Below are 15613 nucleotides of genomic sequence, written 5' to 3'. Positions count from 1 at the left end.
TTTGTGACATCCTCGGCCACACGAGGACAATAGTGCACCAAGGTGCACGGCTTCAAGGCCTTGCCGGCCGGAGCCGCCGCACCATGCACTGCACAAAAACACCGCTTTCACCACATGGAACACCAGTTGGATTGGGCACTTGCCGCCTGCGCCCGCATCCTGCGGCCGGTGGTGAGGCTCGCCCTTGCCATGGGGGTGAAACATCCGCACCTGGAAGTCTTGCTGCGTGACCTGCTGCTGGAGGAAGCCACGCTTTCCTGGCGCAAGCAGGGGGTGGCCAAGCCCAACATCAGCCAGCTGTCCATCACCACCGGGCTGAATCGCAAGGCCGTGACCGCCAAGGTGCGCGACACCGTGGATGCCCTGCCCCACACCGAGCTGTCGGCCGCGGCCAAGACCTTTACGCTGTGGCTGCAGCTCGTGTCGGAAAACCAGGCCTTGCAGCGCCTGCCGATCAGCGCCGCTGGGGCCGGTGCGCCCTCCTTCGAAACCGTGGCCAAGCTTGGCAGCCGCGGTAATGTGCACCACCGCACAATCCTGGACGAACTGGTGCGCCTGAACATGGTGGCCGAAGAGGACGGCTGCGCCGAACTCAAGGTCGATGGCTTCGTGCCCGAGGGCGACCTGCAGTCGATGCTGGCCTTTCTCGGGGACAATGGCCGCGACCACCTGCTGGCCGCGGTGTCCAACACGCTGGGCGAGGAGCCGCGGATGCTCGAGCGCGCGGTGTTCGCGCGCGGCCTCAGCGTGCAGGATTGCGAGAATATCCATCAAATGGTGCGCGAACGCTGGTCTGCCATGCACCTTGAGCTGGTGGGCGAAATGACACGCGCGGTCGACCGGGCGCCGAGCGGCGCCAGGGGGCGCATCCGCGTCGGGATCTACACCTACTATGAAGACGAGGCGGCGCCGAATGCGCCGGCGGCGACCCCCACGCGGGAAGAAGAAAGAGAAAGTACGCGATGAAAACCCACTACCGATGGATGCGCAGCGTCCTCTTTGCCGGAGCGATAGCCTTGCTGCTCTCCTGCGGCGGAGGCGGAGGCGGAGGTTCCGCAGGGAGCCTGGGCACCCTCAGCAGCAGTTCGTCCAGCAACGGAAGCGGCAGCTCGGCCGGCACGGGCAGTTCCGGTAGCACTACCGGCACCGACGGTACGGGCACCGCGGGCGGCACCGATGGGTCGGGCAGCACCGACGGCACGAGCACCGCGGGCAATGGCAGCGACGACGGGTCGGGCGTGGGATCGGGCGGCACCGGCGTGAGCACCGCCGACGCAACCGGCGTCGGGGCGGTCGGCGGGTTGGGCAGCATCATCCTGAACGGCGTGCGTTACGACACGGACACGGCAACCACCAGCCTCGAGGACACGCCCGAACTGCAGATCGGCATGAGCGTGCGCATCGCCGGCAAGATCGACAGCGAGTTCACTGCCGCGACGGCGCAGCAGGTTGTTTCGGCCGCCGAATTGCGCGGTGCCGTGTCGGCCATCGACGTGTCGGGCGGCAGCTTCGTCGTGATGGGCACCACGGTCACCGTCGACAACGCCACGATCTGGAGCGGCGCGAACAGCCTGGACCAGGTCATTGCCGGCAGCGTGGTGCAGGTCTGGGGCCTGCCCTCTGCGCCGGGCAGCTTGCGCGCCACGCGGGTCGAACTGAAGCCGGCCTCGGCCGAGCCGCTGGTGACCGGAATCGTGCAGAACCTGGACCTGATCGGGCAGCGCTTCACGCTCGGCCAGCTCACGGTCCAGTACAGCGGCGCGGTGTTCTCCGGCGGCATCGATCAAACCACGCTGGCCGAAGGCGCCATCGTCCGCGTGCGCGGCAGCCTGGCGCCGGTTGCGGGCATCTTCACCGCGGCCAAAGTGCAGGGCTGGTACGCCATTCCGAAGCAAAACGCTGCGGCCCTGCAGCTCGCGGGCGTCATCACCAATTACAACGGGATCGGTGACTTCAAGGTGCTCGGGACGGCGATCGATGCGTCCAATGCGCAGGTCACGGGCGGCCCCTCGACGTCGATTGGCAACGGCGTCAAGGTGGAACTCGACGGCTTCATGTCCAACGGCGTGCTGGTGGTGAAGAAACTGCGGATCCGCAACATTCCAGGCACGGGCGGGCCGGTCGCGTTCACCCTGATCGGAGCGATCGGCAACTACCAGTCGCCTTCGAGCTTCGTGGTGAAGGGCCAGCTGGTGAACGCCAGCGGCGGCGCGACGGTCTTCGAAAACGGCACCGTCGCCGACCTCGCCAACGGCCGCCGCGTCACCGTGGTCGGAGACACGGTGGTCGATGGCGTGCTGATCGCGCAGCGCGTGAGCTTCACGCAGCCTTGACGGGACCGCCGGCCGCCGAGGCCGGCGACCGGATCAGCGCACCAGCAGCACGGGCACCGTGCACCGGGCCAGCACCTTCATGGCCACTGAGCCGAGCACGAGGTTGGTCAGCGCGCCCTGCCCGCGCGATCCCATCACCACGAGGTCGAACTTTCCGTTCTCCGCAAAGGTGGCAATCTCCTCCGCCGGATGGCCGACCTTGTGCGCGAACGCCGCCTCGATGCCGTGCGCGGCGAGCGCCGCGCGCACCGGGTCGAGGATCGACCGTGCCTCCTCTTCGTAGTAGTGGTGCGCGAGGTCGGGCCCCGCGAATGCGGCTGCACGATGCGGTACCGCAAGCACGACATTGAAGACCGTGAAGGCATGACCCGCATGCGACCATTCCTTGTGCGCGGCCAGGTAGTCGAGCATGCGCGCGGTGTATTCGCTGCCGTCGACGGCAAGAAGAATTTTCATGATGTTCCTTTGGTTGGTCGCATTCGATACCGGATGTTCGCCGCCGGAAGGGAGATCCGCCTTGCTCCAGATCAACCCAGCCGCCGGGCGCGCGGCCTGCCCTGCGGCTGGACGCAGGAACTCGCGCCGCCGTTCAAAGCACCAACAAGGCAGGCCGGCATGCGTCGCCAGCGCCGGCGAGGTGACGAAAATGGGAGCAGAAAGGAATTCACGCCCTGACAGGGGGCAACCCGCCTGGTGCCGCATCGGCCGGGCGCTCGTGTTTGCCGCGCTCGCGGGGGGCGTTTCCACCCCCTTGGCTGCCTTCGGCTCCGTCGACCCTGCAAGCCTGCGCCAGGCCTTTGCACGGCAGGTGGACCGGCGGCTGGAACCGCCGCCGGAAGAAGCGCAGCGGTACGGCGGCCTCGCGCTCGAGGCGCTCAGGCAAGCAGGCACCGGGGCCGGGCAATCCCAGTACGTCGTGCTGGTGGACCGCAGCGCCTCCGTCCAGGCGATCTTCATCTACTGGATGCCGGCCGGCGCTTCGCCCGTCCTGATAGGCGCTTCGGCGGTATCGACCGGGCGTCCCGGCGGGTTCGACTACTTCGAGACTCCGCTCGGCGTGTTCGAACACTCGGTTGCGAATCCCGATTTCCGCGCGGAAGGCTCGCGCAACGCGTTCGGCATCCGCGGCTACGGCGACAAGGGAATGCGGGTTTTCGATCTCGGATGGCAGCAGGCGCAGCGGTTGTGGGGCCGGGGCGGCACGAGCACGATGCGGCTGCAGATGCATGCCACCGATCCCGACCGGCTGGAAAAGCGGCTTGGAAGCGTGCAGTCCAAAGGGTGCATCCGTATTCCGGCCAGCCTGAACCGCTTTCTGGACCGCTTCGGCGTTCTGGACGCCGACTACCTCGAGGCCAGCGCCGAAGGCGCTGTGCCGTGGGTCTTGCCGCCGGACCAGAAGCCCGTGGAAGGCGCCGGACGCTACCTGATCGTCATCGACAGCGGGCGATCCGAACGGCCCGCCTGGTCGCCGCGGCCCGGACCGAAAGCCGCGTCGCCCAAGGCCCGCCCGGCACCGCCGGCCTAAGCCTCGGTCCCCAGACCGATTGGGGCCGGCACGATGTTCACGATGCGGCTGAAGAGCGCCTCGTACTCGCGCTCCGGTGGGTATCCGGTGAGTGGATCGCGGTTGCGGCCGAAGGCCTCGTCGAGCTCGCGCCAGTCATCGGCAGTCAGCACGCGTTCGGCGAGCGGCAGGATCTCGCGCTCTTCCAGCGCCATGTGGTTCAGGTAGAAATCCACGTATTGCTCGACGGCACTCTCGAAAGCCGCGCGCCGCGAGTCCCCCAGCATTTCGAAAGCGAGCAGCGCGTGCTCGACATTCCGGATCTTTCGCTCGCCCCATGCATGGTCGTTGTCGAGCCGATCCATCAGCTCGCGCGATATCGGCGTCCTGGCGCGCAGCTTCGGGAACAGCAGCTCGCTTTCCTTGCGGTGATGGCGCTTCTCGGGAAATTCGTCGACGTAGAACAGCATGGCCCGCAGCGACGTGAAGTCGGGCCGGGTGCCTTTTCGGCGGTGCTGCTCGAGCAGCATGAGGATGGAGCGCAGCATGGCGGCCAGTGCCGCGTGCTCCTGGCGAATGATGCGAATGGTGTCGTGGGTCATTGAAAGACTCTCCTGTGCGTCCCCCAAGGGTCTCAGTTCCAGGCCCGCGCGGGGTTGCTGCAGATCAAACGCCGTGCATCCTTTTCGATGCTTTCGCCCTTGCGACAACGCTTTCTCTTGATCGGCATCAAGCGGCGTGCCGCGCCGGTCCGGATACTGGCCACATCACAACCTGAAACAAAGCGAGGCCACGATGTACCAGCGAATTCTTGTTCCTGTCGATGGAAGCTCGACATCCAGCCATGGCCTGGGCGAAGCGATTCGCCTCGCCAAGATGACCGGAGGGCACTTGCGACTGATGCACGTCATCGACGAGCTCTCGTTCGCCCTGGCGATGGATGCCTATGCGGGCCATTCGGGCGATTGGCTCAAGGAGCTGCGCAGCGCGGGCGCCACGCTGCTCGAAGAAGGCAAGGCAAAGGCGGCCGCCGAAGGCGTCGAGGCCGACTCTGTGCTGTGCGACAACTTCAGGGGCGCGGTTCCCGACCGGGTCACGGCCGAAGCGGCTTCGTGGCCGGCGGACCTGATCGTCCTGGGAACGCACGGACGCCGCGGCCTCGGCCGCATGGTGATGGGCAGCAGCGCGGAGCACATCTTGCGAACCGCGAACGTTCCGGTGCTGCTGGTGCGCGCACCCGAAGCGCACGCCAAGGCGGACGCCGAGCGCTTCACCATGCCGAGCGGCACCCTGGCCAGCGAGTAAGCCGGCCGACGCCGGCGCTCTACGCGTCCAGCGGTACACCGCCGCCGAAGCGGCTGGTCCACTGGTCCCACAGCTCCTGCTGAACGGCCTTGGCCGACTCCTGCCAGGCGGCGAGCATTCCCAGCTGGATCTGCTGTGCCTGCAGCACGCTGGTGCCGCAGGCCGCCTGCCAGTCGAGCAGCGAGCGAAGGTAGGCATCGGTCCATGCCGATGCCAGGGGAATGTGGCTGTACATGTGTCTCTCCTTTGTTCCTGAAGGTAAATCGTGCAAGCGGGACGCTTGCATCACTCCCTCAGCCCATCACGTGCCAGTTGCCGTCGGCCTGGCGGCATGCGCTGCCACCCACCCTGTCGGGCCTTCCGCCGACCACGGCGTCGACCGTGTAGTCGCGGCATTTCACGCCGCGCAGTTCGAAGGTGCGCGTGGGCGTCAGCACGAAGCCGACGCCCGTTTCGGAATTGCGCCAGTTCGACGGCTGGCCGTCCGGCGCTGAATCAAGTGCACGCGCGGCGCGGCGGCGATCGCTTTCGACCATCGCGCGCGCCGCCACGCTACCCACAGCGGGGCCGGCGAGCGTGCCGACCAGGCTTGCCGCCGGCGAAGTGCCGCCGCCGATCATCACCGTGGCGTATTCCCGCGGCGGCGCGTTGCTGCAGCCGCCCAGCACCAGCGCAATGCAGGCGCCCAACAGGAATCCGGCAGCTTTCATTGTTTCTCCTCGGGCCTCCGGCCCGATCAGGCGTACGAACGCAGGCGCCTGGAGAACTCGGCCAATGGCGCGATGCCGCTGGCTTCGGCACGCTGGCACCAGTCCTGCAATTGCCTGACGAGCTGCTCGCCCGTGGCGGCGGAACGGCTCCACAGCGCGGTCAGTTCACGGCGCATCGAATACATCGTATCGAGCACCTGCGATCCGCGCAAAGCCATGGCAAGCCGCATGCGGCGCGACTCGTCGAGCATGCGCTCATCCTTGGCCAGCCAGCGCTTCACGTCCTGCAGCGAACGGGCTTCGGCCGGCGACAGGCGCCGCAGCCTGCCGAACTCCTCCGCGTAAGCCTGCTTGAGGGAGCGTGCATAGCTCGAAAGCACGTCGTAGTGGCAGCGGATGACCGCCTGCACCGTTTCCAGGTCGACGGCGGCCTTGGGCGCCGCAATCCGCGGTGTCGGCGCCACGTGCTTCACCGTGGCAAGGCCGAGGGCCTGCAGCACACGGATGTAGAGCCAGCCGATGTCGAATTCGTACCACTTGCTCGACAACCTGGCCGATGTGGGAAAGGCATGGTGGTTGTTGTGCAGCTCTTCCCCGCCGATCAGGATGCCGATGGGCGAGATGTTCGTGCTGGCGTCCGGCGCGGGCCAGTTGCGATAGCCCCAGTAGTGGCCGATGCCGTTGACCACGCCGGCGGCCCAGAACGGAATCCACGCGATCTGTGCAAGAAGAATGAGCCCACCCGGCACCACGCCGAAGAGCGCCACGTCGAGCAGGCCCGTCAGCACGATGCCTAGGATCTTGTGCTTCGAGTAGAGCTTTCGTTCGATCCAGTCGTCTGGCGTGCCGTGGCCGTAGCGCGCAATGGTGTCGGCCTTGTTCGTCTCGCGCACGTAGAGGAAGACGCCGCCCCACAGCACCCGGTTGATGCCCAGCACCTGCGGGCTGTGCGGGTCTTCCGGGGTGTCGCACTTTGCGTGGTGCTTGCGATGCACCGCGGCCCACTCCTTGGTCACCATGCCGGTCGTCAACCAGAGCCAGAAGCGGAAGAAATGGCTGGCCACCGGATGCAGATCGAGCGCACGATGCGCCTGGTGGCGGTGCAGGAAGATGGTGACCGAGGCAATGGTGACGTGCGTCAGCGCCAGCGCCACGAGCAGCGCACCCCACCATGGAAGATCGAAAAAACCCGAGAAGAACAAAGTTTGCATGAATGCCTCTTGAACAGTCGCGGCATTCTGCAAAGCGGCCGGCGCGGGGACTTTGATGCAGGTCAAGGTTGGGCTGCGCGCATGCATGGATTGATCTGGCGCAAGGCCGCTGCTGCAGGCCCGCCGCAACATCCATCAAGGCACCACCGGACGGTCTGCAGGCATCGCGATCGCCGTCAGTGTGCACAGGCCGTGGGGTTTCATGCAGGATGCGTTGACAACCACGGTGGCCGGCTCAAACTGGCGGAAAGCCCAGTGCCGCGCGTCCCGCACGCGCTCCCTTTTTGAAAGGTGTGAAATGAACCCCGATATTCAACTCAGGCACGAGGTCTTTGCCCAGCTGAACTGGGACCCGGCGGTGTTCGGGTGCGACGTCGACGTGCGCGTGAAAGACGGCGTGGTCACGCTGCAAGGCAAGATCGCCAGCGAAAGCCTGAAGCTCGCGGTCGAGCGCGCCGTGCGACGGGCGGAAGGCGTCACCACCATCGTGAACAAGCTCATCGTGGCAGCGGACGCGGCCGACTGCGCGAACGGCGCCGAACTCCCGGGCGTCGAGAGATGAAAGCGGTGCCGGAACAACCTGACTTCGCATTGCTCGACGCCTGGTGGAGGGCCGCCAACTACCTCTCGGTGGGCCAGATCTACCTGATGGACAATCCCTTGCTGCGCGAGAAGCTGAGCCTTTCGCACATCAAGCCGCGCCTCTTGGGCCACTGGGGCACGACGCCCGGCCTCAACTTCGTCTATGCGCACATGAACCGGGCCATCAAGGCCCGCGCGCTCGATGCCCTGTTCATTGCCGGGCCCGGCCATGGCGGGCCCGGCGTGGTCGCCAACACCTACCTCGAAGGCACCTACAGCGAGGTCTACCCCGACATCCCCCGGAACGCCGAAGGCCTGAAACGGCTCTTCACGCAGTTCTCGTTTCCGGGCGGCATTCCGAGCCACGTGGCACCGGAGACGCCGGGCTCCATCCATGAAGGCGGAGAGCTGGGCTATTCGCTGCTGCATGCCTTTGGCGCCGTGTTCGACAACCCCGGCCTGCTCGCCTGCTGCGTGGTCGGCGACGGCGAGGCGGAGACCGGCGCGCTCGCGGCAAGCTGGCATTCCAACAAGTTCCTGAACCCCGCGACCGATGGCGCCGTGCTGCCGGTGCTGCACCTCAACGGCTACAAGATCGCCGGCCCCACGGTGCTCGCGCGCATCGGCGACGAAGAGCTTGCACAGCTGATGCGGGGCTACGGCTACGAGCCCTCCTTCGTCTCCGGGCACGAACCCGCGCAGATGCACCGCCTGATGGCGGCCGCGCTGGACAAGGCGCTGGACGACATCCACGCCATCCAGGCGCGCGCCCGCAAGGACGGCTTCCGCGAGCGCCCGCGCTGGCCGATGATCGTGCTGCGCTCGCCCAAGGGCTGGACCGGGCCGCGGCAGGTGGACGGGGTTCCGGTAGAAGGCACGTTCCGCGCGCACCAGGTGCCGCTGACCGGCTTTGCCGGCAAGCCGGCGCATGTCGGCCTGCTCGAAGACTGGATGCGCAGCTACCGGCCCGAGGAGCTGTTCGACGCCAACGGCGCGCTGCGGCCCGAAATTGCCGCGCTCGCCCCGGAGGGGCCGAGACGCATGAGTGCCAATCCGCATGCCAACGGTGGCCTGCTTCTCCAGGACCTGGCCATGCCGCCCTTCCGCGACCATGCAGTGGCGGTGGCCGCGCCCGGCGCAACGGACGCGGAAGCCACGCGCGTCGCCGGCGAGTTTCTGCGCGACGTGATGCAGCGCAACGAGGCCGCGCGCAACTTCCGCGTGATGGGTCCCGACGAGACCGCGTCGAACCGGCTCGGCGCCCTGTTCGAGGTGACCGGGCGCACGTCGACCGCCGAGATACTGGATGGCGACGACCACGTGTCACCCGACGGCCGGGTGATGGAGGTGCTCAGCGAGCATCTCTGCCAGGGCTGGCTCGAAGGCTACCTGCTCACCGGGCGCCACGGCTTCTTCTCGTGCTACGAGGCCTTCATCCACATCATCGATTCGATGTTCAACCAGCACGCCAAGTGGCTCAAGGTCACTCGTGGCATCGGCTGGCGGCGGCCGATCGCATCGCTGAACTACCTGCTCACCAGCCATGTCTGGCGGCAGGACCACAACGGCTTCAGCCACCAGGACCCGGGCTTCCTCGACCACGTGGTCAACAAGAAGGCGGAGGTGGTGCGCGTGTACCTGCCGCCCGATGCCAACACCCTGCTCTCGGTGGTCGACCACTGCCTGCGCAGCCGCGACTACGTGAACGTGATCGTCGCCGGCAAGCAGCCCGCCCCGCAGTGGCTGGACATCGAATCGGCGGTGCGCCATTGCACGGTCGGCCTGGGCATCTGGACCTGGGCCAGCAATGACGAAGGCACGACGCCCGACGTGGTGATGGCCTGTGCGGGCGACGTGCCCACGCTGGAAACCATCGCGGGGGCCGCCCTGCTGCGCGAGCTGCTTCCAGACCTGAAGGTGCGCGTGGTGAACGTGGTCGACCTGATGGCGCTGCAGGCACCGAACGCGCACCCGCACGGACTTTCGGACGCGGACTTCGACGCCATCTTCACCACCGATTGCCCCGTCATCTTCGCGTTCCACGGCTATCCCTCGCTGATCCACCGGCTGACCTACAAGCGAACCAACCACGACAATTTCCACGTGCACGGCTATTGCGAGGAAGGCACCACCACCACGCCGTTCGACATGACCGTGCTCAACCGGCTGGACCGCTTTCACCTGGCCGCCGATGCCATCGGCCGCGTCGAGCGCTTTCGCAACAGCGCGGGGCATGTGCAGCAGCATCTGCGCGACAAGCTGCTGGAGCACCGCGCCTACATCACCGTCCATGGCAAGGACATGCCGGAGATCTCGGACTGGCGCTGGAAATCTTGAGCCCGCGGCATGCACCAAAGGCATGCAGCGCCGCGGCGTGCGTGCTACGCTTGCACGGCCCCAACGACGCCGCGGCGTTCGCGCCCCACCCCATGCTTTCCGAATGACATCCGCCTTTCACATCGCGGTCCTCGACGACGAGGTCGACATCACGCAACTGCTGGCCGGTTACCTCCAAAGCCACGGTTTCCGAGTGACCCAACTGCACGATGGCGCCTCGCTGATGGCCCTGATGGCCACCGACCCGGCCGACCTCGTGCTGCTTGACCTGGGCCTGCCCGGCGAGGACGGTTTTTCCATTGCGCGCCGGATGCGCGAAAACTGGCGCTGCGGGCTCGTCATCGTCACCGGCCGCGGCGATGCGGTCGACAAGGTCGTGGGCCTGGAGGTGGGCGCGGACGACTACGTCACCAAGCCCTTCGACCTGCGGGAACTGGTGGCGCGGGTCAAGGCCGTGCTCCGGCGCCTGGCGCCCAGCGACGCCGCCGACGCATCCCTGCACGCATCCGCACCGGCCACCCCGGCCCCTTCCGACAAGTTCCGCTTCGCCGGATGGCAGCTCGATGTCGCCGCGCGCAGCCTTGCCAATCCGCAAGGGCAGAACGTGGCGCTCACCGGCGGCGAGTTCGACCTGCTGTGCGCGTTTGCGCGCCATCCGGGGCGCGTGCTGTCGCGCGACTTCCTGCTCGAGCAGACGCGCGGGCGCGAAGCCGCCCCCTTCGACCGCACCATCGACGTACAGGTCGGCCGGCTGCGCAAGAAGATCGAAGCCGACGCGGACGATCCGCAGATCATCAAGTCGGTGCGCGGCGCCGGCTACATCCTGGTTCCGCCCGTCGCTCGCGGGTGACCCGATGAACACGCCCGCTCCCCCGATCATCGCCGCCCTGTCGGGGTTGCCCTCGGGCATCGAAGAGAGCAGCGTCTTCCGTTCGCTTTTCATTTCCTACCCGGACTCGCTGCTGCTGGTCGACCAGGCTGGCGGCATCGTGCTGGCCAACCCTTCGGCGGCCGTATTGCTGGGCTATGCCGTCGATGAACTGGTGGGCCTGAACGTGGACGTCCTGGTGCCCGACAGCATCCGCCCGCGCCACGCGTCCTACCGCGAAGCCTACGGCCGGGCGCCACGCCCGAGGCCCATGGGCACGCAGATGGAACTGGTTGCCAAGCGCAAGGACGGCAGCGAGGTGATGGTCGAGATCGCGCTCAGCCCGCTGCAGAGCCATGGCCTGCCGTTCGTGGTTGCCGCCATTCGCGACATCGGCGCCTACCCGCGCGTGAAGCAGGCGCTGCAGCGGGCGCGCTACAGCGACTACCTCGCGCAGCTGGGCCGGCTCGCCGTGGACACGCGCGACCTGCAGGTCGTGCTCGACCACGTGCCCACCATCGCCGCGGAAGCGCTGGAGGTCGAGGTGGCCATGGTGCTGCTGCTGGACAACAGCCGCCTCGAATTCCGCGTCGCCAGCGGCGTGGGCCTGGTGCCCGGCGAAGAAATCGGTGCGCGCATTCCGAGCCACGCGAACACACCGCCCGGCTTCGTGTTTGCGCAGGGCGAGCCCGTGACGGTGGCCGACTACGCCAATGAGCGCCGCTTCGCGGTGCCGCAGGCCTATCTCGATGCCGGGCTGGTCAGTGCGCTGGCCGTACCTTTCTACGATCGCGGCCGCTTCATCGGCGTGCTGACCGTTCGCTCCCGCGAGGCCAAGCGCTTCGGCGACGAGGAACGCCGGTTCCTGGAGTCGCTTTCGAACCTGCTGGCCACCAGCCTGCAGCGGGTGCAGACCGAAGAGGCGCTCAGCCACGCGCAGCGGCTCGAAAGCGTCGGCCAGCTCACCGGCGGCATTGCGCATGACTTCAACAACCTGCTCACCGTCATCCAGGGCAATCTGCAGGTGCTCGAAGAACTGCCCTCCATTGCGCAGGACGGCTACGCCCAGCAGTTGGTGGGCGCCGCGGCGCGAGCCTCGCGGCGCGGCGCCGAGCTCACCGGCAAGCTGCTGGCTTTCTCGCGCCGGCAGATGCTGCAGCCCAATGCCGTGGACACGCATGCCATGCTGCACTCCCTGGCCGACATGCTGCGGCGCACGCTCGACCAACGCATCGACATTTCGATCGACAGCGCGCCAAGCTGCCCGCCGGTGCTTGCCGACCCGGGGCAGCTCGAATCGGCGCTGTTGAACATTGCCATCAATGCGCGCGACGCCATGCCCGAGGGCGGCACGCTGCACTTTCGAACCGAGGCCTGCGGCGCATTGCCGCCCGAAGTGCACAACGAGTTGAGCGACCGCGATGCGCACGGCAGCTTCGTGGCCATTTCCATCACCGACAGCGGCACAGGAATGACCGAGGAAGTGAAGGAGCGCGCGTTCGAGCCCTTCTTCACCACCAAGGAAGCCGGCCGCGGCACGGGCCTGGGCCTGAGCACGGTGTACGGCTTCGTGAAGCAGTCCAAGGGCGCCATTGCCATCGCCACCCGGCCGGGCGCCGGAACCACCGTGACGCTCTTTCTGCCGCAGCTGGACGAGACCGCCGTTCCGGCCATGGAAGAGGAAGACATCGAACAGACGATCCCGCCAGGCCTGCGCGTGATGCTGGTCGAGGACGACCCCGAAGTGCGCAAGGTCGTGCAGACCTTTCTGACGACCCTGGGCTGCAGCGTGGTCGCGGCAGGCAATGCCGAGCAAGCCTTGATGAGCCTGGAAACCGATGCGGGTTCGTTCGACCTTCTGCTGAGCGACATCGCGCTGGGCCCCGGCATGCGCGGAACGCGGCTCGCGGCCGAAGCGCAGCAGCGCTTTCCAGAGCTCGCGATTCTGCTCATGTCCGGCTTCTCGTCGGAGTTGCTGGAGGCCGACCGGGAGGCGCCGCAAAGCTGGGAACTGCTGCGCAAGCCCTACACGCGAGCCGAGCTTGCGCGTGCCATGGCCAGGGTGCTTGCGCACCCTTAGTGCCGCTCGTTCAGCGGCACCAGGCCTCGATCTGGTGGCCGATATCCAGCCAGAGCGCCTGCAACGCCACGGCCGCCAGCAGCGCGCCAGCCAGGCGCGCCCCCCACGCCTGCGGCCCGCCACCGCCACTCCACCTGAGCCTCTGCCAGAGCCACGGCGCCAGCACCAGCGAAAGGCCGCTGCCAATGGCGAACAGCATCATCGCGACGCCGCCCTGCAACGGCCCATTGCCCAGGCTGGCCAAAAGCAACGCCGAATAGAGCAGCCCGCACGGCATGGCGACCCAGAGCGCGCCGGTCGCGAGCACGCCGAGTGGCGAGCCTCCGGCCAGCGGACGAAGCCGTGCCTCGAGCGTGCGGCCGATGCGCTGCGCCCACACCGGCTGCCGGCCAGACGCGGCCAGCATGGCGCCCCAGGCGAACACGAACACATGCAGCAGCATCCAGAGCGGCCTGAGCGCGGCCACTTGCGTGCTGGCCTGTGCCAGGCTGTCCACGCTCGCGGCGGCGATGGCGCCTGCCGTGGCATAGCTCGCGACGCGGCCCAGGTGAAAAGCCGCCTGCGCCGAGAACGCCATGCCGCCGCCCGCGCCCCCCGAGGCCGGCACGGGCACCATGCGGATCACGGCGGCCGACGCCGCGCCGCACATGGCCACGCAGTGCGGGCCGCCCGCCAAGCCCATCAGCAACGCGGCAACGGCCAGTGCGGTCTGCATGGTCAGACCACGCGCGAAAAACGGGTGCGGTTCTCGCGGCAATACCGGTCGAACACCATGGCGATGGCGCGCACCACAAACCATCCCTGGGGCGTCACGTCGATGTCGTGATCGGTCATCCGCACCAGGCCCTGCGCCGCCAGCGGCCCGAGCGCCGCGAACTCGGTGGCGAAGTAGTGCCGGAAGTCGACCCGGTGCGCTTCACCCATGGTGTCGAAATTGACGTGCCCCCTGCACATCAAGGCCATGATCACTGCGCGCCGCAACAGGTCGTCGCGCGAAAGCGCAAGCCCGCGAACCACGGGCAGCCGTCCCTGGTCCAGCAGGTCGTAGTAGCCGTCGATGGTCTTTACGTTCTGGCTGTAGGTGGCACCGACGCGGCCGATGGCGGAAACGCCGAGCGCCACCAGGTCGCCGTCGGGCTGGGTGCTGTAGCCCTGGAAGTCGCGATGCAGCCGCCCTTCCCGCTTGGCCACCGCGAGCGGGTCGTCCGGCAGCGCGAAATGGTCCATGCCGATGTAGACATAGCCAGCCTCGGTGAGCGTGGCCACGGCGCGCGCGAGCATCTGCACCCGCGCCGCCGCATCGGGCAGCTCGTCGGCGGCAATGCGCCGCTGCGGCTTGAAGCGCTCGGGCAGGTGCGCGTAGGCATAGAGCGCAATGCGGTCGGGCCGGAGTTCGCAGACCTGCGCCATCGTGCGGTCGAACGACGCCTCGTTCTGGCGCGGCAAGCCGTAGATCAGGTCGACGTTGATCGACTGGAAGCCCAGTGCGCGGGCCTCTGCCATCAGGTCGAACACCCGGTGCGCCGGCTGGATGCGGTGTACGGCCTTCTGCACGTCGGGATCGAAGTCCTGCACGCCGAAGCTCAGCCGGTTGAAGCCCAGCGACGCCAGGTGCGCGAGCCGCGCCGCATCGACGGTGCGGGGGTCGATCTCGATGGACTGCTCGCCGCCGGGAAGAAAGACGAAGGCCTCGCGCAGCATGGCAAGGAGCTGGTCCAGTTCGGCATCGTTCAGGAACGTGGGCGTGCCGCCGCCCAGGTGCAGCTGGCTCACGGTGCTGCCGCGCCCGAGCTGCGCGACCTGGAGCCGGACTTCGCGCGCCAGGTAGGCCAGGTATTGGGTGGCCTTTTCGTGGTGCCGCGTCACGACCTTGTTGCACGCGCAGTAATAGCAAAGCGATTCGCAGAACGGGATGTGCACGTACAGCGACAGCGGCGCCGCCGAAGCGCCCGCATCTCGCCGGCCCTGCAGCGCCAGCGCGTAGTCGTCGGCATCGAAGGCCTCGACGAAGCGGTCCGCCGTCGGGTACGAGGTGTAGCGCGGCCCTGCGACATCGAACTGCCGCAGCAACGCGGTCGACAGGGGCGCCGCGCCTGAAACGACGGCGCGGTCGAGGAAGGCAGTGTTAGTCGAGGTCATTGTGGATGCTCGGGAATGTCGCGGGACGGCGGCATGGCCAAGAGCGCGGTGAATGCGCTCGAAGCCGCCGCCATGGCCCAGAAAATGAAGAATGCCAGGGTGTAGACGCCTTGGCGCGACATGCGCAGCGCGTCGCCGCCCCAGTGCAGATCGGCCGGATCGACCATCGCGAAGACCAGGATCTCGATGGCGCAGGCCAGCAGGAAGGCCGGCCACAGAACGCCAATGAGCTGGCGCGACCAGGTCATGGCTTGGCCTCGCGGCGCGGCAGCGGCACGGCTTCGTCGGGCGTGGCCGCATGGTTCCTGCCGGTGACGGCAGGCATCAGTTTCTTGTCCGCCAGGGTCTTGTTGATTTCGACGCCGCGGCGGTAGTAGTCTTCCGACACCAGCGGGTCCTGGCTTCCCCACGCAAACCAGAAGGTCACGAAGCTCGCGACCACCACCAGCGCGGGCCCGGCAATCACCATCCAGAGCAGCGGATAGCGCCACCATGGTTTCTCGCCCGTTGTCTCCGTCCATCCGTTCTTCGTTGCTTTCAT

At 67.4% G+C, this 15613-nt stretch carries 17 protein-coding genes; 8 read left to right on the top strand and 9 right to left on the bottom strand.

Features of this window, described 5'->3' with window-relative positions:
- Window positions 1–114 precede the first annotated feature (114 nt).
- Both ACAM55_RS11345 and ACAM55_RS11340 read left to right on the top strand, forming a co-directional pair.
- Complete coding sequence (locus tag ACAM55_RS11345; RefSeq protein ID WP_369656380.1) at window positions 115–966, top strand: DUF6502 family protein; 852 nt, start codon at window positions 115–117, stop codon at window positions 964–966.
- A complete protein-coding gene (locus tag ACAM55_RS11340; RefSeq protein WP_369656093.1) occupies window positions 963–2333 on the top strand; it encodes a DUF5666 domain-containing protein in 1371 nt (456 codons plus the stop codon). Before ACAM55_RS11345 ends, ACAM55_RS11340 begins: the two co-directional genes overlap by 4 nt.
- Before the next feature lie 33 nt (window positions 2334–2366).
- Here the strand turns inward: ACAM55_RS11340 and ACAM55_RS11335 are convergent, their stop codons facing one another.
- Window positions 2367–2789 (bottom strand): universal stress protein, encoded by a 423-nt coding sequence (locus ACAM55_RS11335; RefSeq protein WP_369656092.1) that lies wholly within the window; start codon window positions 2787–2789, stop codon window positions 2367–2369.
- A gap of 190 nt (window positions 2790–2979) precedes the next feature.
- Between ACAM55_RS11335 and ACAM55_RS11330 the strand changes: the two genes are divergently transcribed.
- A complete protein-coding gene (locus ACAM55_RS11330) occupies window positions 2980–3861 on the top strand; it encodes a L,D-transpeptidase (RefSeq protein ID WP_369656379.1) in 882 nt (293 codons plus the stop codon).
- Here ACAM55_RS11330 and ACAM55_RS11325 read toward each other — a convergent pair.
- Entirely contained in the window at window positions 3858–4442 is a 585-nt protein-coding gene (locus ACAM55_RS11325; protein ID WP_369656091.1) for a hemerythrin domain-containing protein, read from the bottom strand. The genes ACAM55_RS11330 and ACAM55_RS11325 overlap by 4 nt on opposite strands.
- Window positions 4443–4635: 193 nt before the next feature.
- Here ACAM55_RS11325 and ACAM55_RS11320 point away from each other — a divergent pair, with 193 nt between their 5' ends.
- A complete protein-coding gene (locus tag ACAM55_RS11320) occupies window positions 4636–5145 on the top strand; it encodes a universal stress protein (RefSeq protein WP_369656090.1) in 510 nt (169 codons plus the stop codon).
- A 19-nt stretch (window positions 5146–5164) separates the two neighbouring features.
- On the opposite strand, the gene ACAM55_RS11315 is transcribed toward ACAM55_RS11320, so the two are convergent.
- The 3 genes from ACAM55_RS11315 to ACAM55_RS11305 are packed head-to-tail and all read right to left on the bottom strand — an operon-like array spanning window position 5165 to window position 7066.
- Complete coding sequence (locus tag ACAM55_RS11315) at window positions 5165–5380, bottom strand: hypothetical protein (RefSeq protein ID WP_369656089.1); 216 nt, start codon at window positions 5378–5380, stop codon at window positions 5165–5167.
- A gap of 58 nt (window positions 5381–5438) precedes the next feature.
- Entirely contained in the window at window positions 5439–5855 is a 417-nt protein-coding gene (locus ACAM55_RS11310; RefSeq protein WP_369656088.1) for an RT0821/Lpp0805 family surface protein, read from the bottom strand.
- Window positions 5856–5881: 26 nt separating this feature from the next.
- On the bottom strand, window positions 5882–7066 hold the full coding sequence (locus ACAM55_RS11305; RefSeq protein WP_369656087.1) for a fatty acid desaturase: 1185 nt from the start codon (window positions 7064–7066) through the stop codon (window positions 5882–5884).
- A gap of 298 nt (window positions 7067–7364) precedes the next feature.
- On the opposite strand from ACAM55_RS11305, the gene ACAM55_RS11300 reads away from it, so the two are divergent.
- From ACAM55_RS11300 to ACAM55_RS11285, 4 genes are all read left to right on the top strand, one after another.
- Window positions 7365–7628, top strand: a complete 264-nt coding sequence (locus ACAM55_RS11300; protein WP_369656086.1) for a BON domain-containing protein — start codon at window positions 7365–7367, stop codon at window positions 7626–7628.
- Window positions 7625–9985 (top strand): phosphoketolase, encoded by a 2361-nt coding sequence (locus ACAM55_RS11295; RefSeq protein ID WP_369656085.1) that lies wholly within the window; start codon window positions 7625–7627, stop codon window positions 9983–9985. The genes ACAM55_RS11300 and ACAM55_RS11295 overlap by 4 nt, the downstream gene beginning before the upstream one ends.
- Before the next feature lie 103 nt (window positions 9986–10088).
- A complete protein-coding gene (locus ACAM55_RS11290; protein WP_369656084.1) occupies window positions 10089–10835 on the top strand; it encodes a winged helix-turn-helix domain-containing protein in 747 nt (248 codons plus the stop codon).
- A gap of 4 nt (window positions 10836–10839) precedes the next feature.
- Window positions 10840–12933 (top strand): PAS domain S-box protein, encoded by a 2094-nt coding sequence (locus ACAM55_RS11285; protein WP_369656083.1) that lies wholly within the window; start codon window positions 10840–10842, stop codon window positions 12931–12933.
- A 10-nt stretch (window positions 12934–12943) separates the two neighbouring features.
- On the opposite strand, the gene ACAM55_RS11280 is transcribed toward ACAM55_RS11285, so the two are convergent.
- Genes ACAM55_RS11280 through ACAM55_RS11265 form a run of 4 tightly spaced genes read right to left on the bottom strand, consistent with a single transcriptional unit; the run spans window position 12944 to window position 15613 of the window.
- Window positions 12944–13648 carry a sulfite exporter TauE/SafE family protein gene (locus tag ACAM55_RS11280; protein WP_369656082.1) on the bottom strand — a complete coding sequence of 235 codons (705 nt, stop codon included), beginning with the start codon at window positions 13646–13648 and terminating at the stop codon, window positions 12944–12946.
- Between the two features lie 2 nt (window positions 13649–13650).
- Window positions 13651–15072, bottom strand: a complete 1422-nt coding sequence (gene hemN, locus ACAM55_RS11275) for an oxygen-independent coproporphyrinogen III oxidase (RefSeq protein ID WP_369656081.1) — start codon at window positions 15070–15072, stop codon at window positions 13651–13653.
- Window positions 15069–15320, bottom strand: a complete 252-nt coding sequence (locus ACAM55_RS11270) for a hypothetical protein (RefSeq protein ID WP_369656080.1) — start codon at window positions 15318–15320, stop codon at window positions 15069–15071. The genes hemN and ACAM55_RS11270 overlap by 4 nt, the downstream gene beginning before the upstream one ends.
- A complete protein-coding gene (locus ACAM55_RS11265) occupies window positions 15317–15613 on the bottom strand; it encodes a FixH family protein (protein WP_369656079.1) in 297 nt (98 codons plus the stop codon). Before ACAM55_RS11265 ends, ACAM55_RS11270 begins: the two co-directional genes overlap by 4 nt.

The sequence above is a fragment of the Variovorax sp. V213 genome (assembly GCF_041154455.1).
GTDB lineage: Bacteria > Pseudomonadota > Gammaproteobacteria > Burkholderiales > Burkholderiaceae_C > Variovorax.
This window is presented reverse-complemented; position numbering and strand designations above follow the sequence as displayed.